The organism is Microbacterium sp. SYP-A9085, assembly GCF_009649635.1.
In the GTDB taxonomy this organism is placed as follows: Bacteria; Actinomycetota; Actinomycetes; order Actinomycetales; family Microbacteriaceae; genus Microbacterium.
The window spans coordinates 245,290-269,446 of sequence record NZ_WJII01000002.1 but is presented as its reverse complement, the minus strand read 5'-3'; the positions used below and the strand labels follow the sequence as shown (position 1 = coordinate 269,446).

22 protein-coding genes are annotated in these 24,157 nt (G+C 72.7%); 12 read left to right on the top strand and 10 right to left on the bottom strand.

Features of this window, described 5'->3' with window-relative positions; all coding sequences use genetic code 11:
* Nucleotides 1–35: 35 nt before the first annotated feature.
* Together GH740_RS06075 and raiA are read left to right on the top strand one after the other, a co-directional pair.
* Nucleotides 36–710, top strand: coding sequence for a ComF family protein (locus GH740_RS06075; RefSeq protein ID WP_153745194.1), 675 nt, complete (start codon nt 36–38; stop codon nt 708–710).
* A 130-nt stretch (nt 711–840) separates the two neighbouring features.
* Nucleotides 841–1,506, top strand: a complete 666-nt coding sequence (raiA, locus tag GH740_RS06070) for a ribosome-associated translation inhibitor RaiA (RefSeq protein ID WP_153745193.1) — start codon at nt 841–843, stop codon at nt 1,504–1,506.
* Between the two features lie 71 nt (nt 1,507–1,577).
* On the opposite strand, the gene GH740_RS06065 is transcribed toward raiA, so the two are convergent.
* Nucleotides 1,578–2,903 carry a hypothetical protein gene (locus tag GH740_RS06065; RefSeq protein WP_153745192.1) on the bottom strand — a complete coding sequence of 442 codons (1,326 nt, stop codon included), beginning with the start codon at nt 2,901–2,903 and terminating at the stop codon, nt 1,578–1,580.
* A gap of 89 nt (nt 2,904–2,992) precedes the next feature.
* Nucleotides 2,993–3,316, bottom strand: coding sequence for a DUF2249 domain-containing protein (locus GH740_RS06060; protein ID WP_153745191.1), 324 nt, complete (start codon nt 3,314–3,316; stop codon nt 2,993–2,995).
* A gap of 56 nt (nt 3,317–3,372) precedes the next feature.
* On the opposite strand from GH740_RS06060, the gene GH740_RS06055 reads away from it, so the two are divergent.
* The 3 genes from GH740_RS06055 to GH740_RS06045 are packed head-to-tail and all read left to right on the top strand — an operon-like array spanning nt 3,373 to nt 7,825.
* Nucleotides 3,373–4,035: a metalloregulator ArsR/SmtB family transcription factor gene (locus GH740_RS06055; RefSeq protein WP_216644909.1), complete on the top strand. Its 663-nt coding sequence runs from the start codon at nt 3,373–3,375 to the stop codon at nt 4,033–4,035.
* Complete coding sequence (locus GH740_RS06050) at nt 4,032–5,189, top strand: hypothetical protein (protein ID WP_216644908.1); 1,158 nt, start codon at nt 4,032–4,034, stop codon at nt 5,187–5,189. Before GH740_RS06055 ends, GH740_RS06050 begins: the two co-directional genes overlap by 4 nt.
* The gene (locus GH740_RS06045; RefSeq protein ID WP_153745190.1) at nt 5,186–7,825 is read left to right on the top strand and encodes a multicopper oxidase domain-containing protein; all 2,640 of its coding nucleotides are present in this window, start codon (nt 5,186–5,188) and stop codon (nt 7,823–7,825) included. Before GH740_RS06050 ends, GH740_RS06045 begins: the two co-directional genes overlap by 4 nt.
* A 252-nt stretch (nt 7,826–8,077) precedes the next feature.
* Here the strand turns inward: GH740_RS06045 and GH740_RS06040 are convergent, their stop codons facing one another.
* The 3 genes from GH740_RS06040 to GH740_RS06030 form a co-directional block, all read right to left on the bottom strand.
* Nucleotides 8,078–10,903 (bottom strand): ABC transporter permease, encoded by a 2,826-nt coding sequence (locus GH740_RS06040; protein WP_153745189.1) that lies wholly within the window; start codon nt 10,901–10,903, stop codon nt 8,078–8,080.
* 139 nt (nt 10,904–11,042) lie between these two features.
* Nucleotides 11,043–11,762, bottom strand: a complete 720-nt coding sequence (locus GH740_RS06035; RefSeq protein WP_153745188.1) for an ABC transporter ATP-binding protein — start codon at nt 11,760–11,762, stop codon at nt 11,043–11,045.
* Nucleotides 11,759–12,394, bottom strand: coding sequence for a PadR family transcriptional regulator (locus GH740_RS06030; RefSeq protein WP_153745187.1), 636 nt, complete (start codon nt 12,392–12,394; stop codon nt 11,759–11,761). Before GH740_RS06030 ends, GH740_RS06035 begins: the two co-directional genes overlap by 4 nt.
* A gap of 289 nt (nt 12,395–12,683) precedes the next feature.
* Here GH740_RS06030 and secA point away from each other — a divergent pair, with 289 nt between their 5' ends.
* Nucleotides 12,684–15,512, top strand: coding sequence for a preprotein translocase subunit SecA (gene secA / locus GH740_RS06025; RefSeq protein ID WP_153745512.1), 2,829 nt, complete (start codon nt 12,684–12,686; stop codon nt 15,510–15,512).
* A 43-nt stretch (nt 15,513–15,555) separates the two neighbouring features.
* A complete protein-coding gene (locus GH740_RS06020) occupies nt 15,556–16,782 on the top strand; it encodes a pyridoxal phosphate-dependent aminotransferase (RefSeq protein ID WP_153745186.1) in 1,227 nt (408 codons plus the stop codon).
* Between the two features lie 3 nt (nt 16,783–16,785).
* Here GH740_RS06020 and GH740_RS06015 read toward each other — a convergent pair whose 3' ends face one another.
* Entirely contained in the window at nt 16,786–17,211 is a 426-nt protein-coding gene (locus GH740_RS06015; protein ID WP_153745185.1) for an Rv3235 family protein, read from the bottom strand.
* A 103-nt stretch (nt 17,212–17,314) separates the two neighbouring features.
* On the opposite strand from GH740_RS06015, the gene GH740_RS06010 reads away from it, so the two are divergent.
* Nucleotides 17,315–17,968 (top strand): hypothetical protein, encoded by a 654-nt coding sequence (locus tag GH740_RS06010; RefSeq protein ID WP_367640852.1) that lies wholly within the window; start codon nt 17,315–17,317, stop codon nt 17,966–17,968.
* Between the two features lie 4 nt (nt 17,969–17,972).
* On the opposite strand, the gene GH740_RS06005 is transcribed toward GH740_RS06010, so the two are convergent.
* The gene (locus tag GH740_RS06005) at nt 17,973–18,254 is read right to left on the bottom strand and encodes a helix-turn-helix domain-containing protein (RefSeq protein WP_153745184.1); all 282 of its coding nucleotides are present in this window, start codon (nt 18,252–18,254) and stop codon (nt 17,973–17,975) included.
* 98 nt (nt 18,255–18,352) lie between these two features.
* On the opposite strand from GH740_RS06005, the gene GH740_RS06000 reads away from it, so the two are divergent.
* Genes GH740_RS06000 through GH740_RS05990 form a run of 3 tightly spaced genes read left to right on the top strand, consistent with a single transcriptional unit; the run spans nt 18,353 to nt 21,732 of the window.
* Nucleotides 18,353–19,000 carry an SAF domain-containing protein gene (locus tag GH740_RS06000; protein ID WP_153745183.1) on the top strand — a complete coding sequence of 216 codons (648 nt, stop codon included), beginning with the start codon at nt 18,353–18,355 and terminating at the stop codon, nt 18,998–19,000.
* The gene (locus tag GH740_RS05995) at nt 18,997–20,229 is read left to right on the top strand and encodes a hypothetical protein (RefSeq protein ID WP_153745182.1); all 1,233 of its coding nucleotides are present in this window, start codon (nt 18,997–18,999) and stop codon (nt 20,227–20,229) included. Before GH740_RS06000 ends, GH740_RS05995 begins: the two co-directional genes overlap by 4 nt.
* 9 nt (nt 20,230–20,238) lie before the next feature.
* A complete protein-coding gene (locus tag GH740_RS05990) occupies nt 20,239–21,732 on the top strand; it encodes a sensor histidine kinase (protein WP_367640849.1) in 1,494 nt (497 codons plus the stop codon).
* 7 nt (nt 21,733–21,739) lie between these two features.
* Here GH740_RS05990 and GH740_RS05985 read toward each other — a convergent pair whose 3' ends face one another.
* Nucleotides 21,740–21,988, bottom strand: a complete 249-nt coding sequence (locus GH740_RS05985; protein WP_039397845.1) for a WhiB family transcriptional regulator — start codon at nt 21,986–21,988, stop codon at nt 21,740–21,742.
* 225 nt (nt 21,989–22,213) lie between these two features.
* Between GH740_RS05985 and GH740_RS05980 the strand changes: the two genes are divergently transcribed.
* Nucleotides 22,214–22,624: a histidine kinase gene (locus tag GH740_RS05980; RefSeq protein WP_153745181.1), complete on the top strand. Its 411-nt coding sequence runs from the start codon at nt 22,214–22,216 to the stop codon at nt 22,622–22,624.
* Nucleotides 22,625–22,627: 3 nt separating this feature from the next.
* Here GH740_RS05980 and bcp read toward each other — a convergent pair whose 3' ends face one another.
* A complete protein-coding gene (bcp, locus tag GH740_RS05975; RefSeq protein ID WP_153745180.1) occupies nt 22,628–23,095 on the bottom strand; it encodes a thioredoxin-dependent thiol peroxidase in 468 nt (155 codons plus the stop codon).
* Between the two features lie 18 nt (nt 23,096–23,113).
* Nucleotides 23,114–24,157, bottom strand: coding sequence for a ribosome small subunit-dependent GTPase A (gene rsgA, locus GH740_RS05970; protein WP_153745179.1), 1,044 nt, complete (start codon nt 24,155–24,157; stop codon nt 23,114–23,116).

The following is a 24,157-nucleotide window of genomic DNA, read 5'->3' as shown; positions in this document are numbered from 1 at the left end:
CGCGGGGCGGCCGGGTGCTGCGTCAGCATCGCCGCATGGAGAGGTTCGACGGCTGGGCTGCGGTGCGCCGGCGCGCCCGGGACGCGCTCGCCGAGGTGGTGTCGCTCGTGTTCCCGGACGCGTGCGCCGGGTGCGGGCAGCCGGATGCCCCGCTGTGCGACCGGTGCCGCGGGATGCTGCTGCCGCGCGTGACCGCGACGCGGGCGGGGGAGCTGCCGGTGCGCAGCGGCGCCGTGTTCGACGGCGTGGCCGCCCGCGTGCTGCGCGCCCTGAAGGAGGACGGCCGCACCGGCCTCGCGCGGGCCCTCGCGCCGGCGCTTGCGGCCGCGGTCGCCGCGCTGGACGCGCCCGGCGCGGTCGTGGTGCCGGTGCCCTCCAGCCGTGCCGCCCTGCGCAGGCGCGGCTACCGGGTCGCGGAGCTGCTCGCGCGGCGGGCGGGGCTGGCGCCGGTGCGTGCGCTGCGGTCCGTGCGGACGGTCGCCGATCAGCGCGGCCTCGGGCGTGCGCAACGGCGTGCGAACGTCGCCGGGAGCCTTCGTGCGGTGCGCGGGAATGTGCTTGACGGCCGCGATGTGGTGATCGTGGACGACGTCGTGACGACGGGGGCGACTCTCGCGGAGGCGGCCCGGGCCCTGCGTGCGGCAGGCGCCCGTGTCGTGGGTGCCGCCACCGTCGCCGCCACGCCGCGGCGGTGGCCGGCACCCCGCTGAGCGATGCGGCGCCCGGCGGCGCGCCCCGGTAACGGGGCGTGACAGCGGGGGATGCGCCGACTACGGTGGGGGACACAAGGCGACTGATGGTCCGCCCTTGGCCGGGTGGACCGGAACAAGGAGGTCAGGGATGGAAACCAGCATCGTCGGCGTGGGCGTCAGCGTCTCCGATCGATTCCGCGGTGTCGTGGAGGAGAAGGCCACCCGCATCGAGACCATCGCGCCCCGCGCCCAGAGCATGGATGTCAAGGTCACGCACCGGGCATACCACAACGGTCGCATGGAGGATTCCACGGTCGAGCTCACGCTCACCGGCAAGGGACTTCCCCTGGTGCGGGCCGAGGCAGTGGACGGCGACAAGTTCACCGCGCTGGATCTCGCGGTCGACAAACTCGCCGAACAGGTGCGCCGTGCGAAGGAGAAGCGGGTGGACGCCCGTCGGCACCCGCGCGGGGCGATGCTGGACAAGGGGACAGGATCGCTGCGCGGGGTCGACCTGCAGCCGGCGTCCGTGGAGGTGCTGCACGCCGTCGCGACCGGTGAGATCCCGATCATCACGGGTGCGGAGGACGAGGAGCACTACACCCCGGTCGTGATCCGCACGAAGCGGTTCGATCCGGAGTGGATGACGGTCGAGGATGCCGTGGACCGGATGGAGCTGGTCGGCCACGACTTCTTCCTCTTCATCGACGCGCGCACGGACCACCCCAGCGTCGTCTACCGGCGCAAGGGCTGGGACTACGGCGTCATATCGCTGACGACGATGGCGCCGCCGAGCGCCGAACTGGTGTCCTGACACACCGTCGGGTGCGATGCGCCCGGGCGCGGGCGGCCGACTCGGCCGCCCGCGCCGCGTCCCGGCCCGTGTCAGTCGAAGATGTCGCCGAGGATGCTGCCGATGACCAGGCCCCCGAGGATGCCGCCGATCGGGCTGCCGCCCCGGCCGCCCCACCCGGGGACCCCCGGGTCGGCCTGCGGGCGGGCCGCGTCGATGTCGCGCTGGGCGAGCTGCAGCGCCTCGGCGGCCAGGTAGCCGGACCGGCGCGCGAGGCCGAGGGCCTGCTCGCGGTGCTGCTCGGCGACCGGGCGGACGCCGGCGGCGGCATCCGCGCCGACGAGGCGGACGACCTCCTCCCGCATGCGCTCGGCCTCCGCGAGGCGGGTGCGGGCATCGGCGCCGATCCAGCCGCGGTGCCCGCCGATGAGGTCGCGGGCGACGGCCAGTTGCCGGTCGGCGTCGTCGATGGCGTTGTGCACCACCTCGGCGGCCGGCAGCGGGTGCGCGGCGCGGTCGCGCGCGGCCGCGACAGCGGCATCCAGTCCCGCGTTGGCGGCGCGCAGTGCGCTCAGTTGCGCGAACGGGTCGGTGTGCACGCCGGCGGCCGGCAGCGCGGCGAGCGCTTCCTGCAGGGCAGCGGCGGCGGCGAGGACCTCGGGGGTCTGCGGGGCGTCGGCGGCGGCGTCCAGGTCGCCGCGGGAGTCCTCCACGACAGCGCCGAGCGTGGCCTCGGCGCGCAGCGCCTCGATCTCGAAGCCGTCGACGGCGTCCAGCAGCGTCCGGGCGCGGCGCACCGACTCGGTCGCGGCCTCCAGCGCCGTGTTCGCGGGTTCGCGCTGCCCGGCGGCGCGACGGTCCTGCGCGACGCGGGCCCCGTGCTCGGCGAACCCGAGCAGCTGCTCGGCCTCGCCGGGGTTCCCGTCGACGCGGCGCAGCGCACCGGCGGCGTACCGTGCCGCGAGCCGGCCGATCACCTCCCGGGCGGGTTCGACGCGGCCGCGCAGAGCCTGGATGTCGGCGCCCAGCTGCGCGAGGATCTGCGGCGCCTGCCGCGCGCGCGCGATCCGGTCGGCCAGCGCCGTCATCCGCTCGTCGATCAGGTTCTGCGCCCAGTCGCACAGCTGGACGATGCGCGCGTTGCGGGTGCGCAGCTCGTCGGGTGTGTCCGGAATGTGGTCGTGGTTGAGCTGGTTCAGCGCGAAAGCCTCACCGAGATGGTGCCGGACGGCGGCGAGCACCTCGCGCAGCGGCGCGGTGACCTCGCCGCCGAGCTCCGCCTCCGCGAACGCGAGCTCGTCGGTGGCCAGGCGCACCCGCTCGTCGGCGGCGATCAGCGCGGCGTCCGCGCGGCGGGCGAGCTCGGCATCCTCCCCGGTGATCCGCGCCGGGGCGCGGCGTCCCCAGAATCCGGTCATCCCGGCATCCTAGGAGGGGTCGCTTGCGGTCGGCTGTGTGCGCGTGGACGCGCGGGCGGCCAGAGGGGTTGGACCGCCCGCGCGAGTGCTCACGCCATGTTGCGGATCACGATCCGCCAGCGCTCCGGGCCCTTCTCCAGGTACGACGCGGTGTACGCGTCGCCGTAGCGGGCCTCGAGTTGGGTCAGCAGCGGGATCGGATTGTGGTTCGCGGAGATGATCAGGGCGGCGCGCGGGCGCAGCGCGTTCACCGCGCCGAAGATGGCGGCGTGCCGGATGGCGTGCGGGATCGACTGCACGTCCATCTCGGGAAGGTCCTCGTCCACCTCGCCGCACGTGCACGACGCGGCGTGGGATGTCGGGTTCTCGGCGACGGCGTCTGCGTGCGAGTGGTGGATCTCGATATCGGCCATGTCTGCTCCTGTCGGTGACGAACCGTTCCGCCGAAGAGTTTATTACACTGGATTCCGTGGAAATTCGTCAGACCCGACCCGATCCGGCGCGGCGCATCGCCGGCAGCGGCCGCCGCCACTCGGCGACCCGGGAGATGCTGCTGCGGATGGTCGAGGCGCAGAGCGTTCCCGTCTCCACGGCGGCGCTGACTGCGGCCTCCGGTCTGCACGAGAACACCGTGCGCGGACACCTCGAGCAGCTGCGCGCCGACGGATACCTGCGCCGCGAGCGCGAAGTCTCGACCGGCCGCGGGCGGCCCGCCTGGCTGTGGCGGGCGGTGAACCCCGAGCCGGTGAACGCGTATGCAGGACTCGCGTCGGCGCTCGCCGACACGCTGGCCCGATCCGGCGTCGACCCAGTGGCCCGCGCCCGTGACGCGGGCCGGGCATGGGGGGCGGAGCTCGCCGCCGCGCGGGCCCGCGACGGCCGTCCCGCCCGCGAGGAGGTCGTCGATGTCATGCGCGAGCAGGGCTTCGCGCCCACGGACGCCGCGGACGTCGTGCTGCTGCGCCGGTGCCCGCTGATCGAGGCGGCCGCCCGCCACCCGGACATCGTGTGCGCGGTGCACCAGGGCATGATCGACGGCATCCTGCGCGCCCGCGGCTCCGACGAGCAGAGCACGCTGGTCCCGTTCACCGCGCCCGGCGTGTGCACTCTGCATCTGCGGGCCGCCGGATGACCGCGGGGCGCCGCCGCCCGCCGTCCTGGCGCCTGCTGTGGATCCTGCCCGCCGGGCTGTCCCTGATGGCGGGACTGGATGCCGCGCTGCTGCTGATCGGCGTTCCCGCACCGGTCACCGCGGCGCGGCTGCCCGAGGTGCACGGCCCGCTGATGGTGCTCGGCTTCGTCGGCACGCTCATCTGCCTCGAGCGGGCGACCGCGCTCGGGCGCTGGTACGGGTACGTCGCCCCGGCGCTGCTGGGCGCCGGCGGGATGGCCCTGCTGGTCGATCCGCTCCCGCTGCCGGTGGCCAAGGCGATCCTCGTGGCCGGGATGGCGGCGTTCACGCTCCTGTACATCCCGCTGTGGCGGCGCCAGTTCGACGCGCAGCTGCTCGTGCAGCTGCTCGGGGCGGGACTGGGACTCGCCGGCGCCGTGATCTGGCTGGGCCGGCCCGACCTCGATCTCGTGCTGCCGTGGCTTGTCGCGTTCGTCGTGCTCACCATCGCGGCCGAACGCGTCGAACTCGCCCGCATCACGATGGGGCCGGGGGCCGGAACGCGTCTGCTCGTGCACGCGTGGACCGTCGCGCTCGCGCTCGCGCTGTCGATGGCATCCCCGGATGCCGGCGCGATAGCGCTCGGGCTCGCGCTGCTCGCCCTCGTGTTCTGGCTGGTCGGGCACGACGTCGCGTGGCGCACGGTCCGCGCGGGCGGGGTCGCCCGGTACATGGCCGCGAGCATCCTGTCCGGATACCTCTGGCTGGGCGTGGCCGGCGTGGTCCTGCTGTTCGGGCACCCGGACACACAGCCGGCGTACGACGCCGTCGTGCACGCCGTGTTCCTCGGGTACACGATCTCGATGATCATGGCGCACGCGACGACGATCCTGCCGGCGGTGCTGCACATCACGCTGCCGTACCGCCCCGCATTCTGGTGGCCCATCGTGCTCCTGCAGATCAGCCTCGTGGTGCGGCTGTGGATCGGGGACGCCCTGGGCCTTCCTGTCGGCTGGCAGATCGGCGGCGTGCTGGGTGTGGCGGCGCTGCTGCTGTTCGTGATCACGGCCGTGACCAGCGCGATCCTCGGCCCGCCGCGGGCCTCGGCATCCTCCCCCCGCACGCCGCGACGCGCTTCCACCGCCGCGGTGCACACCCCCGAAGGAGACGCATGAGCACCCCGATCACGCGCCCCGACGAGAAGGCGCCGAGCCGCGGCTTCTGGGCGCTGCGCGACATCCCGACCCTCGGATGGCTGCTGCTGGTCGTGGTCGCGGTGATCGCCGCGCCATGGCTGCCGGCGCCGCGGTGGCTCATGATCCACCTGCTGCTGCTGGGCGGGATCACGCACGCGATCCTCGTGTGGAGCCAGTACTTCTCGTACGCGCTGCTGCGCAGCTCGGTCACCGTCGCCGAGCGGCGGCGGCAGAGTCTGCGGCTGGGCTTGGCGAACGGGGGAGCGGCGCTGGTCATCGCCGGCGTGCTCGCCCCGGTCTGGGCGGTCACCGTCGTCGGCGCCGCGGCCTTGGTCGCCGGCGTGCTCTGGCACGGGGCGAGCCTGTACGCGCGGTCGCGCCGGAGCATGCCCGGCCGGTTCGGCCGCACCATCCGCTACTACATCGCCGCCGCCGCGATCCTGCCGATCGGTGCGGGCCTGGGCGCGTGGCTGGCCACCGACCACGCCGCGCACAACCTCGTCCTCGCGCATGCGCTGCTGAACGTCCTCGGCTGGATCGGGCTCACCGTGGCCGGCACGCTCGTCACGCTGTGGCCCACGATCCTGCGCACCCGCGCCGACGAGCGCGCGGCGATCGGCGCGGCGCGCGCCCTGCCGGTCCTGGCCGCCGCGGTGCTCGTGGCCGCCGCGGGAGCCGCCGCCGCCGTGCTGCCGGTCCTCGCGGTCGGGCTCGCCGGCTACGTGGGCGGGCTCGCCATCGTCGGCGTGTCACTGTGGCGGGCCGCCCGCCAGGCGCCGCCGCACACGTTCGCCGCGCTCTCGGTGGCCGCGGCGTTCGTCTGGTGGGTGGGCTGCGTGGCGTGGCTCGTGGTCGGCGCGGTCGTGGCGTTCCTGGATGGGGCGGGGTTCGCGCAGCTCGAGGCACTGGTGGAGCGGATAGTGCCGTTCCTGGCCGCCGGGTTCGCCGCGCAGGTGCTCGTGGGCGCGCTGAGCTACCTGATCCCGGTGGTGGTCGGCGGCGGGCCCACCCCGGTGCGGGTCGGCACCGCCGCGTTCGACCGCGCCGGGGCGCTGCGCATCGCCACGGCGAACGCGGCACTCGTGGTCTGCGCGTTGCCGGTGTCGGAGCTCATGCGGGCCGTGGCATCCGTCCTCTACGTCGCCGCGATGGCGTCGTTCCTCCTGCTGATGCTCCTCGGGATGCGCGCACAGGGTCGCGCCAAGCGGTCCGGCGCGCGGCTCACCTCGTTCGGGCACGGCCCCATCGCGCCGGAGGGCGACAAGCCGCACCGGGCCGGGCAGGCGGTGGCGGGCCTTCTGGCCGTCGTGCTGGCGATGGCCGTGTGCGTGGCGGCCGACCCGGCGTCCCTCGGCGGGACCGCGCCGGCGGCCGCCGCCGCGAACGCGCCGGTCAAGGTCGTGAAAGTCACCGCGGCCGGCTACCGCTTCTCACCGAGCACGATCCAGGTTCCGGCCGGCACACGGCTGAAGATCGAGCTCACAAACGCGGATCCGTCGATGGTGCACGATCTCGTGTTCGCGAACGGGGTATCCGGGTCGCGGCTCGCGCCCGGGGCGTCCGAGACGATCGACGTGGGCGTGATCACCGCGGATCTTCAGGGCTGGTGCTCGATCGTCGGACACCGTCAACTCGGGATGACGATGCGGATCACCGCGACCGGCGCGACCGCCGGCGGGATGCCGGGGATGGACCACGGCACCGCCGGGATACCGGGAATGGATCATGCCGCCGGCGGCATAGACCTGAGTGCGGCCCCCGGGCAGGGGTTCCGGCCGTACGACGCCGCGCTTCCGCCGCTGGCTCCGGCATCCGGACCGGTCACCCGGCGGGTGACGATGACCGTCACCGACAAGAAGGTGGAGGTGGCGCCGGGCGTCACCCAGACGCTGTGGCTGTACAACGGCACCGCGCCCGGGCCGGTGCTGCACGGGCGGGTGGGGGACACGTTCGTGGTGACGCTCGTGAACAAGAGCGACATGGGCCATTCGATCGACTTCCACGCCGGCGAGGTCGCACCCGACGCCGCGATGCGCACGATTCCGCCGGGTGCGAGCCTCACCTACACGTTCACGGCCAAACGCTCCGGGATCTGGATGTACCACTGCTCGACGATGCCGATGACCGCGCATATCGCCAGCGGCATGTACGGCGCCGTCGTGATCGAGCCGAAGGACCTGCCGCCGGTGGGCGAGTCCTACGTCCTCGTGCAGGCCGAGTACTACCTGGGCGCCCGCGACGGCGGATCCGTCGACACGGCGAAGATCGCCGCGGGCACGCCGGACCTCGTCGTGTTCAACGGCTACGCGAACCAGTACGACCACGCGCCGCTGACGGCGACGGCCGGGCAGCGGGTGCGGATCTGGGTGCTGGATGCCGGGATCGACCGTTCCACGAGCTTCCACGTGGTCGGCGGTCAGTTCGACACCGTGTGGAGCGAGGGCCGGTACCTCGTCGACCGCGCGAAGGACACCGGGTCGCAGGCACTCGGGCTCATGCCCGCGCAGGGCGGGTTCGTGGAGCTCACGTTCCCGGAGCCCGGGCACTACCCGTTCGTGTCGCACTTCATGGTGGACGCGGAGCGCGGTGCGGACGGCGTGTTCGACGTGAAGTAACCGGCGGGCGCCGCGCACATCCCGCGCCGTCCCTCGGCCGGGCCGAGGATTTCGGCCGGAGCGAGGGCCGAACCGGGCTGTCGCATCCTCGCCTCGGCCGAACCCCTCGCCTCGGCCGCGGGCGGCCGCGCCGGTGCGCGCGCGGCGTCCCCGCGTGCCGCGCCTCGCGCGCCGGCCCGCCGCTTCAGTCGTCACAAGATGCGGGTTTTCTGTCCTGCAGGTCGCACTTTGCGACGACCGAACACCCCCGGCTTACGCGATGGCCGTGCGACGGGTCAGGTCTGGTGACCGGGGCGGCATGAGCCAGGATGCCGCGGCCATGACGAGCGGCAGGCCGATACCCAACAGCGCGAGCCAGAGCCACGGCGTGTCGGCGAGCTTGAGGTAATCGCTTCTCACCTGGCCGATGCCCCATGTCGGGATCAGCCCCGCCACAGTGCCGATCACGGTTCCCAGGCCCACGACGATCACCGCCTGCCACGCCTCGACGCGCCGGCGCAGCCCCCGCCCCGCACCCACGGCCGCGAGCGTCGCGTCATCGACCCGCCGCTCGTACCGCGCCAGCCCGAGGCACACCGTCCCCGCGCCGATGACGAGCACGACGGCGACGCCCGAGATGAGCCACAGCACCGGATCGATCGGGGTTGGTCCGCGCTCGACCTGAACGTGCAGCGCCGAGCGATCGGTGATCCGCGTGCTCTCCGCCGCGGCCGTCAGCGCGTCGACGACATCGTCGCCGGGCGGCTGCGCATACTCGGCCAGGAGCACCTGCGGCACCGGCTGCATCCCCAGAGCGTGCGCGGTCTGGGTGGAGATCAGCACCTGGATCAACCCCTGCGGATACGTGGGCGCCACCGTCACGGCAGGCAGGGTGAGCTTCTGCTCCGGCCGGGGCAGGTCCGACGCGGAAATCGAGCCTTGGTGGTACGCGCCGAGCTTCTCGTTGTACGCGTCCTGCGTCGCGGCGCGCCAGCGCACCAGAGTGACCGCCCCATTGTGAACGAGACCGTCACCCAGCCCGCTCGATGTCGCCAGCACGACGGCCCCTCCGTCGGCCAGCGCCCGCTGCGCATCCTGCGGCAGCGGCTCCCCGATCGCCGTGGCCACGTGGGCCGGATCCACGATGGACACCTGCGCGCTGTTGAGGCTCGCCTCCGGGGCGCAGTGCGAGCACTGGTCGGATACCGGCGGTGTCTCGGCGACGGTCCATGCCGGGGCGTCCGGATCGGCCCACCGGCCCGTATCGGGGTCGACCGCCGGGGTGGCCGGCGTGCGCAGCATCACGGTCCGCTCCGGACGCGATGTCGCCATCAGGTCGCGCATCGTGTCCGCTGTCCGGCCGGCGTCATCGGCGGTCAGGTTCCATACCGTCATCACGACGGTGCCAGGGTGCCCCAACCACGAGTAGTGCGCACGGTTCGCCGCATTCGTCATGGCGGTGGTCGACAGCGTGAACGACGCGATGAACACGCACGCCGCGATGGCGGCGAAGGCCGGGATGACGCGCGACGGGTTGGCCGCGGCATCCCGGCTCGCAATCCGCGCCGCAAGGCCCAGCCGGGTGAGCGCGCGAGAGACCACGGTCAGGGTCCAATGCCCCCCGATGATGACGCCGATCTGGAAGACGAGGGGGCCGGCGACCAGGGCGATCACCAGTGGGATCCGCGCGGGGCTCGCATACTCCGGATCGGGCACCGCGTTCATCGTCGCGAGGGTGACCGCCCCGACGATCGTCGCCGTGAGTCCCAGGATCATGAGCCCGAGGCCCCAGAGCGGGCGCCGCGGATTCAGACGCGCGGGCCGCCGGGCGCCGCGCAGAGCACCCAGCACGTCGCCGCGCGTCGCCGTCCGCGCAGGGACGATCGCCGCGATCGTGCCGACGGCCACCGAGAAGGCGACGATGCCCACCAGCAGCATCCATGGGATCTGCAGCCCCCAGTTGCCCCAGAACGAGGTGGGCGCACCACGGTCGGTGGCGGCGAGCGCCGCCTGCGCCAGGCCGATGCCGATCCCTGCGCCGGCGGTGCCGGCGACCAGTCCGAGCACGCTGCCCTGCAGCACCACGATGCGGAACACGTCGGCGCGCACGGCGCCCACGCTCGACGTCACCGCGAGGAACCGCTGCTGGCGACGGGCGGCCACGGCGAACGCCGCACCCGCGAGCAGCACGACGAGATACCCGCAGAACGCGGCGGCGACCGCACCGACGAGGAGCATCGTCCATCCGAAGCTCGAGTTCGCCCCGGCGATCAACGCGCCTGCGGGCGGCTGCAGGGCCAGATCGCGGGCGTGGACGCGGAAGCCGGCGCGTGCCATCTCCTGGAAGTCGGCGTAATCGGGTTGCCAGTCGACCGTGAACCACACCGGCGTGCCGGGCACCAGGTCGCGGGCGGATGCCGGAAGGAACACCTGTGGCTCGTCGGGGAGCACCTGACGGCTGCTCATCGTCCCGGTGATCGTGAACGAACGGTCGGTATCGGTGAGCGTCAGCCGATCGCCGATCTTCGCGCCGATCCGGTCGAGGAGTCCCGGGCTCACCATCGCCTCGTCATCGGATCTGGGCGATGCGCCGGCGATCGACCAGAATCGGCCCTCGAGCGCCGGGTCCCAGGCCGGTCCCGCTGTGGCGGGGACCTGGGCGGTGCCTCTCACCGTGTCGACCCACACGGCGCCCTGCTCAATGAGCGAGAGCACTGTGGTGCCGGTCGGGATCACGGCGCCCGGGTCCTCGGGTGCAGACCGGTCGGCATTGAGCGGCCTTCCCTGCGCGTCGCGGTCGATCGAGGCGTAGCCGGGTTCATTCACCGCCTGAACGCGGCTGGGGTCCGGGCCTCCCGCGATCGCGATCATCGCCTGGGTGTGCCCGAGCTCCAGCGTCACCTTCTGTTCGGGGGTGGCGATGTGGCTCTGGGCGAACACCGCGGCGCCCGACAACGCGATGATCGGCAGCCCGATCAGCAGCACCACGAGTGTGCTCGAGCCCTTCGCGCGCCGCACCTGCCGCCGCGCCAGGCGCAGCGCGACCCGCCATCGCGCCCAGACGCTGGCACGTGGCGTGTTCCCGGCGCCACGTTCCACAGACCCGTCCCCCCGGCTCACCGCGCACTCCCCTCGCCTCGGCCGAGGAGATCTGCCCAGGCGAGGACCGGCCGGGGCCGCGGCATCCTCGTTCCGGCCATTCCCCTCGCCTCGGACGAGCGCGCAGCGGGCGCCGCGCTCATGCCCGCGCCCCGACGAGGTCCTCGACGCCGTCGCGTCGCGACTCGTCCACGATCCGGCCGTCGCGCAGGAAGACGATGCGGTCGGCCCACGCCGCGTGCCGCGCCTCGTGCGTGACGAGGATCGCGCCGGCTCCGGCATCCACCCTCGTGCGCAGCATCTTCAGCACCAGTTCGCCGGTGACCGAGTCGAGCGCCCCGGTGGGCTCGTCCGCCAGGATCAGCCGCCGCCCGCCCACCACGGCCCGCGCGATCGCGACGCGCTGCTGCTGGCCGCCGGACAGGTCGTCCGGGTAGGCGTTCACCTTGTCGGCGAGGTCGACGGACGAGAGCGCATCCCGACCCGCACGGCGCGCCACCCGGGCCCGGAGGCCGTCGAGCTCGAGGGGGAGGATGACGTTCTCCAGCGCCGTGAGGGTCGGGATGAGATTGAAGTCCTGGAACACGAATCCCAGGGACCGCCGCCTCAGCAGCGCGAGATCGCGCGGCGATGCGGTCGACAGATGCTGTCCCTCGACGATCACTTCGCCGGAGGTGGGATGCTGCAGGCCGCCGGCGATCGACAGCAGCGTCGACTTGCCCGAGCCCGACGCCCCCATGATCGCGACCAGCTCACCGCGCGCGACCTCGAGGTCGACCCCCGACAGCGCGGACACGGATGTCTCCCCGACGCCGAACTGCCGGCTCACGCCCACCAGGCGCAGGATCGCCTCGCTCATGTCGACGCCGTCGTCGCTCGCACCGACTGCGCCCGCGGGGTGGCCGGGGCGGCCGCGGGCCGGCCGCGCTTGGGACGCTCGGTCGACAGCTCCAGGGCCAGCGCCTGCCGGGGATGCCGCGCGAGGCGCTGCTCGGTGTGGTCGAGCCAGCGCACCTCGGCCTCCGCGGCGAAGATCATCGCGTCGACCACGAGCGACCACGCGAGCTCCTCTGGGCCCTCCGGGTCGGCGCCGGCGTATTTCGCACGGTTGAGTTCCTGCAGCTGGGCGAGGGATGCCCGGCGCTGCGTCTGGATCACCTCGGCGACATCCACCCCCGGCAGCGTCGCAGCCAGGGCCAGCTTGATCGCCAGCTCGTCGCGGGTGCCCTGGCCGCGGGTGACGGGGGAGCCCAGCCAGGAGCGCACCTCGGCGCGTCCGGCATCCGTGATCTCGAAGAAGACGTGCCCCTGCTCGTCGACCTCGCCCTTGGTGACCAGGCCGTCGCGCTCGAGCCGCTCGAGCGTGTTGTAGATCTGACCCACGTTCAGCGGCCAGGTCGAGCCGGTGCGCCGGTCGAACTCGTGCCGCAGCTGGTATCCGTAGCAGGGACCCTGATCCAGGATCGCCAGCAGGCTCTGCTTGACCGACATCCGCGTCTCCTCGTCGTGCTTTCCGAGTATGTCATTGCCGAGTATATACATACCGGGAAAAATAGTACTGTCGATCGGCATCCCGTGTCGCGAGAACAGGCGATGGGGCGAGAACAGGCGACAAAATCGCGGGATCGGCCTGTTCTGGCCGCATTGCCTGTTCTCACGCCGAGCCGGGTCGGGGCGCGGCGCGCTGCCAGCCACCTCGAAGGTCACGGGCGGATAACATGGGTGGGTGTGCCCGGAGGCGGGTCCGCGCCGCTTCATGACCCGATAGATGGAGATCCTGTTGGCCAACGCTCTCGAGAAACTGCTTCGCGCCGGTGAGGGACGCGTCCTGCGCCGGCTCCAGCAGGTGGTGAAGGCCGTAAACGCGCTCGAAGACGAGTACGCGGCGCTCACGGACGAGGACCTGCGCGGCGAGACCGCCCATTTCCGCGAGCGGTACGCGAACGGCGAGTCGCTGGACAAGCTCATGCCCGAGGCGTTCGCCGCCGTGCGCGAGGCTGCCAAGCGCACGCTCGGCCAGCGTCCCTACGACGTGCAGGTGATGGGCGGAGCCGCCCTGCACCTCGGCAACATCGCCGAGATGAAGACCGGTGAGGGCAAGACGCTCGTGGCGACCCTGCCCGCGTATCTGAACGCCATCGCCGGCAAGGGCGTGCACGTGGTCACGGTCAACGACTTCCTCGCGGGCTACCAGTCCGAGCTGATGGGCCGCGTGTACCGCGCGCTCGGGATGACGACCGGCACCATCATCTCCGGGCAGACCCCCGACGTGCGCCGCGAGCAGTACCAGGCCGACATCACGTACGGCACGAACAACGAGTTCGGCTTCGACTACCTGCGCGACAACATGGCCTGGCAGCAGCCGGACCTCGTCCAGCGCGGCCACTTCTACGCGATCGTCGACGAGGTGGACTCGATCCTGATCGACGAGGCGCGCACCCCCCTGATCATCTCCGGGCCGTCCTCGGGCGAGGCCAACCGCTGGTTCACGGAGTTCGCGAAGGTCGCCCGCACCCTCGAGCCGGGCGTGGACTTCGAGTTCGACGAGAAGAAGCGCACCGTCGGCGTCCTCGAGCCGGGCATCGCGAAGGTCGAGGACTACCTCGGCATCGACAACCTGTACGAGTCGGCCAACACGCCGCTGATCTCGTTCCTGAACAACTCGATCAAGGCGAACGCGCTGTTCAAGCGCGACAAGGACTACGTCGTGATGAACGACGAGGTGATGATCGTCGACGAGCACACCGGCCGCATCCTGGTCGGCCGTCGCTACAACGAGGGCATCCACCAGGCGATCGAGGCCAAGGAGGGCGTGCCGGTCAAGGCCGAGAACCAGACGCTGGCCACCGTCACACTGCAGAACTACTTCCGCCTGTACGAGAAGCTCGCGGGCATGACCGGCACCGCCGAGACCGAGGCGGCCGAGTTCATGTCGACGTACGAGCTGGGCGTCGTCCCGATCCCGACGAACAAGCCGATGATCCGCAAGGACCAGCCCGACCTCGTCTACAAGAACGAGCCGGCGAAGTTCGAGCAGGTCGTCGAGGACATCGCCGAACGCCACGAGTCCGGCCAGCCGGTGCTCGTGGGCACCGTCAGCGTCGAGAAGAGCGAGTACCTGTCGCGGCTGCTGGCGAAGAAGGGCATCAAGCACGAGGTCCTGAACGCGAAGAACAACGCGCGGGAGGCCGAGATCGTCGCGCGCGCCGGGCGCAAGGGCGCCGTCACGGTCGCCACGAACATGGCCGGCCGCGGCACCGACATCATGCTCGGCGGCAACGCCGAATTCCTCGCGGTGCAGGAGATGAAGGCCAAGGGCCTGGACCCTGTGGAAACCCCGGACGCGTACGAGGCGGAGTGGGATGCCGTCTACGAGGCCGTCAAGCAGAGGGTGGATGCCGAGGCCGAAGAGGTCGTCGCCACCGGCGGCCTGTACGTGCTGGGCACTGAGCGGCACGAGTCGCGGCGCATCGACAACCAGCTGCGCGGCCGGTCCGGCCGTCAGGGCGACCCGGGCGAGAGCCGCTTCTACCTGTCGCTGACCGACGACCTGATGCGGCTTTTCCAGTCCGGCGCCGCCGAGGCGATCCTCGCGCGCACGAACTTCCCCGACGACGTCGCGATCGAGTCGAAGATGGTCTCGCGGGCCATCAAGAGCGCGCAGGCGCAGGTCGAGGCGCGCAACGCCGAGATCCGCAAGAACGTCCTGAAGTACGACGACGTGCTGAACCGTCAGCGCGAGGCCATCTACGCCGACCGCCGCCAGATGCTCGAGGGCGACGACATCGCCGACCGCGTGCAGCACTTCATCGAGGACACGATCAACGCGATCATCGACGACCACACCTCGGTGGGCCACACCGAGAGCTGGGACTTCGACGCGCTGTGGACCGAGCTGAAGACGCTGTACCCGGTCAGCGTCACGATCGACGAGGTCGTCGCCGAGGCCGGCACGAAGGGCCGGATCACGCCGGAGGGCCTGAAGCGCGAGATCCTCTCCGACGCGAAGATCGCGTACGACAAGCGCCAGGAGGGGCTCGGCGAGCCCGCGATGAGGGAGCTGGAGCGCCGCGTGGTGCTGCAGGTGCTCGACCGCCGCTGGCGCGACCACCTCTACGAGATGGACTACCTCAAGGACGGCATCGGCCTGCGCGCCATGGCGCAGCGCGACCCGCTCGTGGAGTACCAGCGCGAGGGCTTCCAGATGTTCCAGACGATGATGGGGCAGATCAAGGAGGAGTCGGTCGGCTACCTGTACAACCTCGAGGTCGAGGTGCGCGCGCAGGCCGAGGGCGAGCTGGATGTCGAGGCCAAGGGCCTGGTCGCGCCGTCGCAGGAGAGCCAGCGGCTGGAGTACTCCGCCGCCAACGACGTGGGCGAGGTCGAGGTCCGCAACGACCGCGGACAGGTGCAGCAGGCCGCCACGAACCGGATGCGCCAGGCGGCCGCCGCCGCGGCGGCCGCGACGGCCGAGCAGCCGCCCGCACCGGAGCCGGCGCAGCCCGCCGCACGCGGCGCGTTCGGCCAGCCCACGTCGGCGCCGCCGCGGGCCGGCGTCCCGGCGCCGCAGAACCGCGCCGACCGCCGCGCCGCGCAGAAGCGCAAGTAGCGGCGGGCGCGGGTGGGGACATCCCGGGCAGTATTCTGAACGGATGACCCCGCCGCGCCCGCTCGACCAGTCGACCAAGCTCAAGGACGTCCTCTACGAGATCCGTGGAGCCGCCCTGGTCGAGGCCGGTCGCCTGGAGGCCGACGGGCACAACATCCTGAAGCTGAACACCGGCAACCCGGCGATCTTCGGGTTCGACGCGCCGTACCAGATAGTGCGCGACATGATCGAGGCCGTTCCGTACGCGCACGGCTACAGCGACAGCCGCGGCATCATGTCCGCGCGCCGCGCGGTCGTGTCCCGCTATGAGCAGATCCCGGACTTCCCGAAGTTCGACCCCGACGACGTGTTCCTGGGCAACGGCGTGTCCGAGCTCATCACGATGACGATGCAGGCGCTGCTGGACACGGGCGACGAAGTGCTCATCCCGTCCCCGGACTACCCGCTGTGGACCGCGATGACGAGCCTCGGCGGCGGCACCCCCGTGCACTACCGCTGCGACCCCGAGGGCGACTGGCAGCCCGACCTCGACGACATCCGCAGCAAGGTGACCGAGCGCACCAAGGCCATCGTCGTGATCAACCCCAACAACCCGACCGGCTCGGTGTACACGCGCGAGACGCTGCAGGGCGTGGTCGACATAGCCCGCGAGCACTCGCTGCTGCTGCTGGCCGACGAGATCTACGACCGGATCCTGTACGACGACGCGCAGCACATCAGCCTGGCCACGCTCGCGCCGGATCTGCTGTGCCTGACGTACAACGGGCTGTCCAAGACGTACCGCGTGGCCGGGTATCGGAGCGGCTGGCTGGTCGTCACCGGTCCGAAGGCGCACGCGCGCGGATTCCTGGAGGGCATCACCCTGCTGGCCTCCACCCGGCTGTGCCCGAACGTGCCCGCCCAGCATGCCGTGCAGGCGGCGCTGTCCGGCGTGCAGTCCATCGACGCGCTGATCGGCCCCACCGGCCGCCTGCACGAGCAGCGCGACGTGGCGTGGGAGGGCCTGGAGGCCATCCCCGGCGTGTCCTGCTACCGGCCGCAGGGGGCGCTGTACGCGTTCCCGCGTCTGGACCCGGACGTGTACGAGATCCGCGACGACGCGAAGCTCATCTACGACCTGCTCGTGGCCGAGCACGTCCTGGTCGTGCAGGGCACCGGGTTCAACTGGCCGACCCCCGACCACTTCCGGATCGTCACGCTGCCCGAGTCGCGTGTGCTCGCCGACGCCGTGGAGCGCATCGGCAACTTCCTCGTCTCGTACCGGCAGTAGCGGTCACAGCAGGGCGAGGGATGTCGCCCGCCAGCGGTGGTCCATGCCCTCCAGCCGCAGCGCGACCGCGCGCGTGCGTGCGGGGCCCCCGATCACGACGACGGCTTCGACGACGTCATCCGCCGGCGACGTGCGGTGCACGGACCGGATGCTGTGCACCGGCCGGGTGGGCGCGACGCCGCGGGCGCTGCGGGCACGGGCCGCCAGCGCCGCGCGGGTGGCGACTGAGCGGAACACGTCCTCGGTCATCCAGCGCGCGAGCTGATTGACGTCGCGGACGCCGGCGAGCACCTCCAGCACCCCCTGGGTGAGATTGCGCAGCAGCGGCTCGGGGTCCGGCAGCGCCGCCGCCGAGGTCCGCTCCGGCGCACCCGGATCGTGCTGCCGCTCCCACGTCCGGGCCGACCGCGGTGCAGGAACGTGCGCCATCGAATCGCCTCTCTCCGCCTCCCGTGCGGGGAGGGATGCCAGGTCTTTCCGGGACCCAGTAGAGCACCAGACGGCTTCCCGCTCGGTGAAAAGGCTCTCACCTGTGGATAACCGGCGACGGGCGGCGGCGGGATCGCGTACTGTCGCCGACGTGCGCTGGGATCGCTTCTTCGAGGACCTCGAAGACCAGCTCGACTCCGAATGGGAGGCCGAGCGCGCCGCGCTGGACTCCGAGGCCGAGCGCCTGCGGCTGGCGCGGATGCCGCTGATCCAGCGCCTGCGGGCCCTGACCGCCGACCCGGCGCCGACGCTGTCGCTCGCTCTGGCCGACGGCACGACGCTGTCGGGGCGGGCCACCGCCGTCGGCGCCGACTGGATCGGCATGGCGCTGGCCGAGACCCGGGCCGGCGCGGCCGTGCTCCCCGTCGACGCGCTGGCGGGGATCGGGATGCCGCAGTCCGACATCCTGCGCAGCGCGCGCGCCGACGCGGCGGCCCCGCCCGCCGGGCTCGCCGAGCGGATGACGCTCGGGTTCGTGCTGCGGGGCCTCGCGCGCCGCCGCATCCCGGTGACGGTGCACCTGCGCACCGGCCGGACGATCGCCGGCACCATCGACCGCGCCCTCGCCGACCACCTCGACCTCGCCGTGCACGACCCGGGACAGCCGCGGCGCGCCGACGCCGTCACCGCCGTCCGGATGATCCCGTTCCCGGCGCTCGTGTGGGTGCGCCTGGAGTCGCCCCTCGCTCTCGTGTGAGGTGTCAGTCGGGCCGGCGGACGTGCCCGGTGCCCCACAGCTCGGGGAAGCTCGCGGCGTTCGACTGGCGCCACAGCGCCATCCGGCGGGTCTGCTCGGTCTGCTCGTCCAGGTACGCCGTGACGCTGTCCTCGGCGATCCGCCAGCGCGGCGGAGTGCCCACGCGGACCCCGCGCAGATGCCCCTCGACGGCGAGCGCGATGATCTCCTCGACGGAGACGCCGAGCGCTTCCGCGACTTGCGCGGGGGAGACCAGGCGCACCTCTGACCGGGGGGTGTCGGGCATGCACTCATTATGGCCGGGAACCCGCCCCGCCCCCGCCCGGACGGCACCCTGTGGATAACTTCCGACGGGTCCGACGCGATGGGTCCACGATGGAGGGCATGACCGGACTGGACGCGTACGCGGACGGGCGGACGCCCCCGCGACCCCGGCGGCGGCCGTTCTGGGCGGACGCCCGGTTCCTGCTCGGGATCCTGCTGATAACGGCATCCGTCGCCGGGGTGTGGGCGGTCGTGTCCGTATCGCGGCAGACCTCGCCGGTGTACGCGGCCGCACACACGATAGTGCCCGGCCAGCCGGTCACCGCTGGCGACCTCACCGTCGTGGACGTCGCCCTCGGCGCCGCCGCCGACGCGTACCTCGCGCCCGGCGACGCGCCGGCCGGCGCGGTGGCCGCGCGCACGGTGGCGGCCGGGGAGCTGGTGCCCGCCTCCGCCGTGATCCCGGCCGCGCAGTCGGACGTCACAACGGTCGTGGTGCACACGAGCGCAGACGTCCCCAGCGCCGTGCACGCCGGCGCCGCCGTCGAACTGTGGGCCGCCGCGCAGCGCGAGCGCGGCGTCTACGACACGCCGCGGGTCCTCATCCCGCGGGCGACGGTCGTCTCGGTCACCGTCGACGACGCGATGATCGGCGGCGGCCAGGCGGCGCTGGAGCTCGTCATCCCGCGGGTGGACGTCGCCGACACGCTCGCCGCGATCTCCGCGGCGTCGGCGCTGTCGGTGGTGCCGTCGGGGGCCCCGGGATGACGGCGGCGCTGAACGCCGTGGCCGGCGAGCGCGCCGCCGCGCTCGCGACGCACCTGACGCGCGCCGGCATCGTCGTGGCCGGCGTCGTCCCCCCGGAGGACGCCGCGGGCGGGCTGCTGGATGCCGCGGACGCGCTGGTCCTCCAGGTCGGCCGTCGTGCGCTCACCGCCGACCTCGTCGCCGCGTGCGACCGCGCCGGCGTGCGCATCCTGCCGCTGTGCGCCGGCGACGCCGAGGCCCGGCTCGCGGCCGCCTTCGGACTCGGACCGGTCCTTCCTGTCGACGCGGACGGCTGGGCGGTGTTCGACGCCCTCGCCGAGCCCGCCCCGCCCGCGGCGGCGCCTCCCGCCCCGGGCGGGCGGGTGACAGCGGTGTGGGGCGCCGCCGGCGCGCCGGGTCGGTCCACGCTGGCCGTCGAGATCGCCGCCGAGCTCAGCCGCGGCCGCCGTCACGTGTGCCTGGTGGATGCCGACACGCACGCGCCCGCGCTGTCGCTGATGCTGGGCCTGGCCGACGAGGGACCCGGCTTCGCCGCCGCCTGCCGGCACGCCGAGCGGGGCGAGCTGGACTCGGCGGAGCTGGAGCGGATCGCCGCGCCGGTCGGGGTGGGCGACGGCCGGCTCGACGTGCTGGCGGGGATCAACCGGCCCTCGCGCTGGCCCGAGCTGAGCGAGGCGCGGGTGATCGCCGCGCTCGCGGCGTGCCGCGCCTGGGCCCCGTACACCGTCGTGGACGTGGCATCCTCCCTGGAACGAGACGAGGAGATCGTCAGCGACCTCACGGACGGACCGCGCCGGAACGCGGCGACGCTGGCCGCGCTGCGCGCCGCCGACCGGGTCGTCGCGGTCGTGGCCGCCGACCCGCTCGGCATCGCCCGGTTCCTGCGCGCGCACGCCGAGCTGCGGGCGGCGATCGGACCCACTCCGGTGACGGTGGTCGCGAACCGGCTGCGGCCGGGCACGCTCGGGATCGACGCGCACGGCCAGATCCGCCGCACGCTGGAGCGGTTCGCGGGGATCCGCGACGTGTGGTTCGTGCCGCAGGACCCGCGCAGCGTGGACGCCGCGCTGCTGGCGGCCCGGCCGGTGGCCGACGCGGCGCCGAAATCTCCGCTGACGCTCGCGGTGCGGCGCGTCGTCGCGGAGGCGGTGGCGGCGGCGCCGCCGCCTCCCCGACGTCGGCGCGGACGGCTGCGGGCCCGGGCGGCGGATCCCGCCGTCGCCCCATAGGCTGAATCCGTGTCGACTCTCACCGATCTCGTCTATGCCCAGGGTCTGTCGGACGAAGCCGACGTGGAATGGCTGCATCGCCTCGCCGGCGACGGCCAGCTGCTGGCCGACCTCGCGTTCGCCGACATCGTGATGTGGGTGCCCACCGAGGAGGGATCGTTCACCGCGGTGGGACACACCCGGCCCGGGGGAGCGGCGACCCTGTTCTACCGCGACATCGTGGGCGAGAAGGTGCGTCCGCAGTGGCGGGCGCAGGTGCGCTCCGCATACGCGAGCGGCCGGATCGTGGACTCCGCGTCGCCGGACTGGTTCGAGGAGACCCCGACGCGGGTCCGCGCGGTCCCGATCGTGCGGGAGCGATCGCGGCGCGGTGAGACCCCGGACGTGATCGGGGTGCTCACGCGGCACACGAACCTCGGCGAGACGCGGACGCCGTCTCGCCAGCAGATAACGTTCAACGACTGCGCCGACGACCTGTTCGGGATGATCGCCTCCGGCGACTTCCCCGACCTGTCCGCGCCGACCGGCCCCCGTCGCGGCGCGCCGCGGGCCTCGGACGGCCTCATCCGGCTCGACGTCGACGGGATGACGACGTTTGCGAGCCCCAACGCGCTGTCGGCGTTCAACCGGCTGGGCTTCGACGACGAATTGGAGGGCATTCCGCTGGTCGAGGTGGTCACCGCGATCCTCCCGGAGAAGCGCCAGTTCGACGAGTCGCTGCCGCTGGTGGTCACCGGGCGGGCGCCGTGGCGCACCGACATCGAGGCGCGCGGGGTGACGATCTCGCTGCGCACCATCCCGCTGCGCGACCACGGCACCCGCATCGGCGCGATAGTGCTGTGCCGCGACGTGACGGAGATGCGCCACCAGGAGCAGGAGCTGATCACGAAGGACGCGACGATCCGGGAGATCCACCACCGCGTCAAGAACAACCTGCAGACCGTGGCATCCCTGTTGCGCATCCAGGCCCGGCGCACCCACTCCGACGAGGCACGCGACGCGCTCACGCAGGCGATGCGGCGGGTGTCCGCCATCGCCGTGGTCCACGACACGCTGAGCGAGGGACTCGCGCAGAACGTCGACTTCGACGACGTGTTCCAGCGGGTCCTCAAGCTCGTCGCCGAGGTCGCGGCCGGCGCGAACACGAAGGCGCGCACGCACACGTCGGGCACGTTCGGCACGCTGCCCAGCGAGTACGCCACGCCGCTCGCGCTGGCGCTCACCGAGCTGGTCACGAACGCCGTCGAGCACGGCCTGGCAGGCAAGGAGGGGGACGTCGAGATAGCGACAGAGCGCAGCGACGACCACCTCGCGGTGCGGGTGCGCGACAGCGGGGTGGGCCTGCCCGAGGGGCAGGTCGGCCGGGGGCTCGGCACGCAGATAGTGCGCACCCTCATCCAGGGCGAGCTCGGCGGCTCGATCGACTGGCACACGCTGGCGGGGATGGGCACCGAGGTGACCATCGACATCCCGCTGCGCTACATCGAGCGCGACGCGGGCTGAGTCCGGATCAGGAGGCGCGGCGGGCGCGGGCGGCGCGGCGCTTCAGGGCGCGCCGCTCGTCCTCGGACAGGCCGCCCCACACGCCGGAGTCCTGCCCGGTCTCCAGGGCGTACTGCAGACAGATCTCGGTGACGGTGCACCGGGCGCAGACGGCCTTCGCCTTCTCGATCTGGTCGACCGCCGGCCCTGTGTTTCCCACGGGGAAGAAGAGTTCGGGGTCGACGGTCAGGCAAGCGGCTTTGTCGCGCCAATCCATTGAGGATGCTCCTTGATGAGGGATGTCACGTCGTGTCAGGTAGGTCTCAGGCGTGATTCGGGTTCCGGTAGCCTGGGAGTCGCGCGAGCTCAGTGCTCGCCCCACGCCGCTGTGGGAGCACACAACGTGATCAATCGTTCCACAGCAGAGCGGTCGAATCAAGGGTTTTTCGCGGTGAGTTCGGCCTGTCGCGCCGACGCACCGCGGGCGGGAGGACGAACGGCAATGCACAGCACGACCTCTGCGCGGGTCGCCGCGGCGGTCCTCGGCATCGAGGCGGCCGGAGTGCTCGTGCTCGCGCTCTGGCAGGTGCTCGCGCTGCTGGCCGGCGACACCGAATCGGTGACCAGCGCCGTTGCGCTGATAGTGCTCACGGCGGTGGGCGTCGCGGCCGTGGCGGCGTTCGCGGCGGGCACCGCACGCGGCGTCTCGTGGGCGCGCAGCGGCGGCATCGTGGTGCAGCTGCTGGTGCTGGCCGTCGCGTTCGGCGCAGTCACGGGCGCGTACGCGCATCCGCTCGTGGGCCTCGCCCTGGCGGCCGCGGGCGTCGCGGGACTGGTCCCCCTCGTGCTGGCGGTGCGCCGCGCCGGAATTGCGCGCAAGGACGCCGACGAGCGGGACGACCGCGACCGGTGACGGTCAGTCGATGCCGAGCTGCGTGCGCAGCCGGGCGACGTGACCGGTGGCCTTGACGTTGTACTGGGCCAGGGCGACGGACCCGTCCTCGTCGACCACGAACGTGGAGCGCAGCACCCCGGTGACCGGCTTGCCGTAGTTCAGCTTCTCTCCCCACGCGCCGTACGCCTCGTGCACCGCGTGGTCGGGGTCGCTGAGCATGTCGAACGGGAGCCGGTCGTGCGCGCGGAACTCGCGCAGCTTCTCCGGCGTGTCGCGGGAGACGCCGAGCACGGTGTAGCCCGCGCCCTGCAGCGAGGACAGGCTGTCGCGGAAGTCGCACGCCTGCGTCGTGCAGCCCGGAGTCATCGCCGCCGGGTAGAAGTACAGGATGACCTTCCGGCCGCGCAGATCGTGCAGCGAGACATCCTTCCCGTCCTGGTCGGACAGCGTGAAGTCGGGTGCGGTGTCTCCGGTCTGCAGCAATGCCATGCCTCCACCCTACGGCGCTCAGGGGCGGTCGGCGAACGTCGTGAGAAGACGCTGCAGCGAGTCCAGCCGCCCCCGCGCCGTGGCGCCCAGCCGCCCCTCGTCGACGGCCTCGGCGATCGCGCAGTCGGGCGCGTCCGGCCGGTGCGTGCACCCGCGCGGGCACTGCTCCGCCACCGCGGCGAGGTCCGTGAAGGCATCCAGGATGTGGGCGGGGTCGACGTGGCCGAGGCCGAACGAGCGCACCCCGGGCGTGTCGATCACCCATCCGGCGCCGCCGGCCCCGCGGTACCGCAGCGACACGGTGGAGCTGGACGTGTGCCGCCCGCGCCCGGTCACTTCGTTGACGTGGCCGGTGGCCCGGCCGGCGTCCGGGACGAGCGCGTTCACCAGCGTGGACTTGCCCACCCCGGAGTGCCCGACGAACACGGTGGCATGCCCGACCAGCGCCGCGCCGATCTCGTCGACGGGCATGGCATCGCGTGCACTGCGGAACACCCGCAGGTCGATGCCATCGAAGTGCTGCAGAAACACGGTCGGGTCGGCCAGGTCGGTCTTGGTCACCACCAGCAGGGGCCGGATGCCGGCATCCAGCGCCGCCACGAGATAGCGGTCCACGAGCCGCTCGCGGGGCTCAGGATCGGCGGCGGCCACGACGATCAGCATCTGGTCGGCGTTCGCGACGATCACCCGCTCCACCTGATCGGTGTCGTCGGCGCTGCGCCGCAGCAGCGTCGTGCGCGGCTCGATCCCCACGATCCGGGCCAGGGTCCCCTCGCCGCCGGTCGTGTCGCCGACCGTGCGCACCCGGTCGCCGGTGACGATCGGGTGCTTGCGCAGCTCCCGCGCACGCACCCCCAGCACGACGTGCTCGCCGGGGGCGTCCTCGTCCACGAGCACCGTGTACCGGCCGCGGTCCACGCCCAGCACCCGGCCTATCACGGCGTCGCGGTGCGGCGGCCGGCGTTTCGTGCGCGGCCGGTTGCCCTTCGGGTTCGGCCGCACGCGCACGTCGGTTTCGTCGAACTCCGGTTCGTCGTCGTCGGCGTCGTCGAGCCAGCTCAT

What these genes read in the sequence shown, in the direction of transcription:
- raiA (WP_153745193.1), top strand. Translation starts at nt 841, where the DNA reads ATGGAAACCAGCATCGTCGGCGTGGGCGTCAGCGTCTCCGATCGATTC.
- rsgA (WP_153745179.1), bottom strand. Translation starts at nt 24,157, where the DNA reads ATGAGCTGGCTCGACGACGCCGACGACGACGAACCGGAGTTCGACGAA.
- GH740_RS06045 (WP_153745190.1), top strand. Translation starts at nt 5,186, where the DNA reads ATGAGCACCCCGATCACGCGCCCCGACGAGAAGGCGCCGAGCCGCGGC.
- GH740_RS05980 (WP_153745181.1), top strand. Translation starts at nt 22,214, where the DNA reads ATGCACAGCACGACCTCTGCGCGGGTCGCCGCGGCGGTCCTCGGCATC.
- GH740_RS06020 (WP_153745186.1), top strand. Translation starts at nt 15,556, where the DNA reads ATGACCCCGCCGCGCCCGCTCGACCAGTCGACCAAGCTCAAGGACGTC.
- GH740_RS06075 (WP_153745194.1), top strand. Translation starts at nt 36, where the DNA reads ATGGAGAGGTTCGACGGCTGGGCTGCGGTGCGCCGGCGCGCCCGGGAC.
- GH740_RS06050 (WP_216644908.1), top strand. Translation starts at nt 4,032, where the DNA reads ATGACCGCGGGGCGCCGCCGCCCGCCGTCCTGGCGCCTGCTGTGGATC.
- GH740_RS06060 (WP_153745191.1), bottom strand. Translation starts at nt 3,316, where the DNA reads ATGGCCGATATCGAGATCCACCACTCGCACGCAGACGCCGTCGCCGAG.
- GH740_RS06005 (WP_153745184.1), bottom strand. Translation starts at nt 18,254, where the DNA reads ATGCCCGACACCCCCCGGTCAGAGGTGCGCCTGGTCTCCCCCGCGCAA.
- GH740_RS05985 (WP_039397845.1), bottom strand. Translation starts at nt 21,988, where the DNA reads ATGGATTGGCGCGACAAAGCCGCTTGCCTGACCGTCGACCCCGAACTC.
- GH740_RS05995 (WP_153745182.1), top strand. Translation starts at nt 18,997, where the DNA reads ATGACGGCGGCGCTGAACGCCGTGGCCGGCGAGCGCGCCGCCGCGCTC.
- bcp (WP_153745180.1), bottom strand. Translation starts at nt 23,095, where the DNA reads ATGGCATTGCTGCAGACCGGAGACACCGCACCCGACTTCACGCTGTCC.
- GH740_RS06030 (WP_153745187.1), bottom strand. Translation starts at nt 12,394, where the DNA reads ATGTCGGTCAAGCAGAGCCTGCTGGCGATCCTGGATCAGGGTCCCTGC.
- GH740_RS06015 (WP_153745185.1), bottom strand. Translation starts at nt 17,211, where the DNA reads ATGGCGCACGTTCCTGCACCGCGGTCGGCCCGGACGTGGGAGCGGCAG.
- GH740_RS06035 (WP_153745188.1), bottom strand. Translation starts at nt 11,762, where the DNA reads ATGAGCGAGGCGATCCTGCGCCTGGTGGGCGTGAGCCGGCAGTTCGGC.
- GH740_RS06065 (WP_153745192.1), bottom strand. Translation starts at nt 2,903, where the DNA reads ATGACCGGATTCTGGGGACGCCGCGCCCCGGCGCGGATCACCGGGGAG.
- GH740_RS06000 (WP_153745183.1), top strand. Translation starts at nt 18,353, where the DNA reads ATGACCGGACTGGACGCGTACGCGGACGGGCGGACGCCCCCGCGACCC.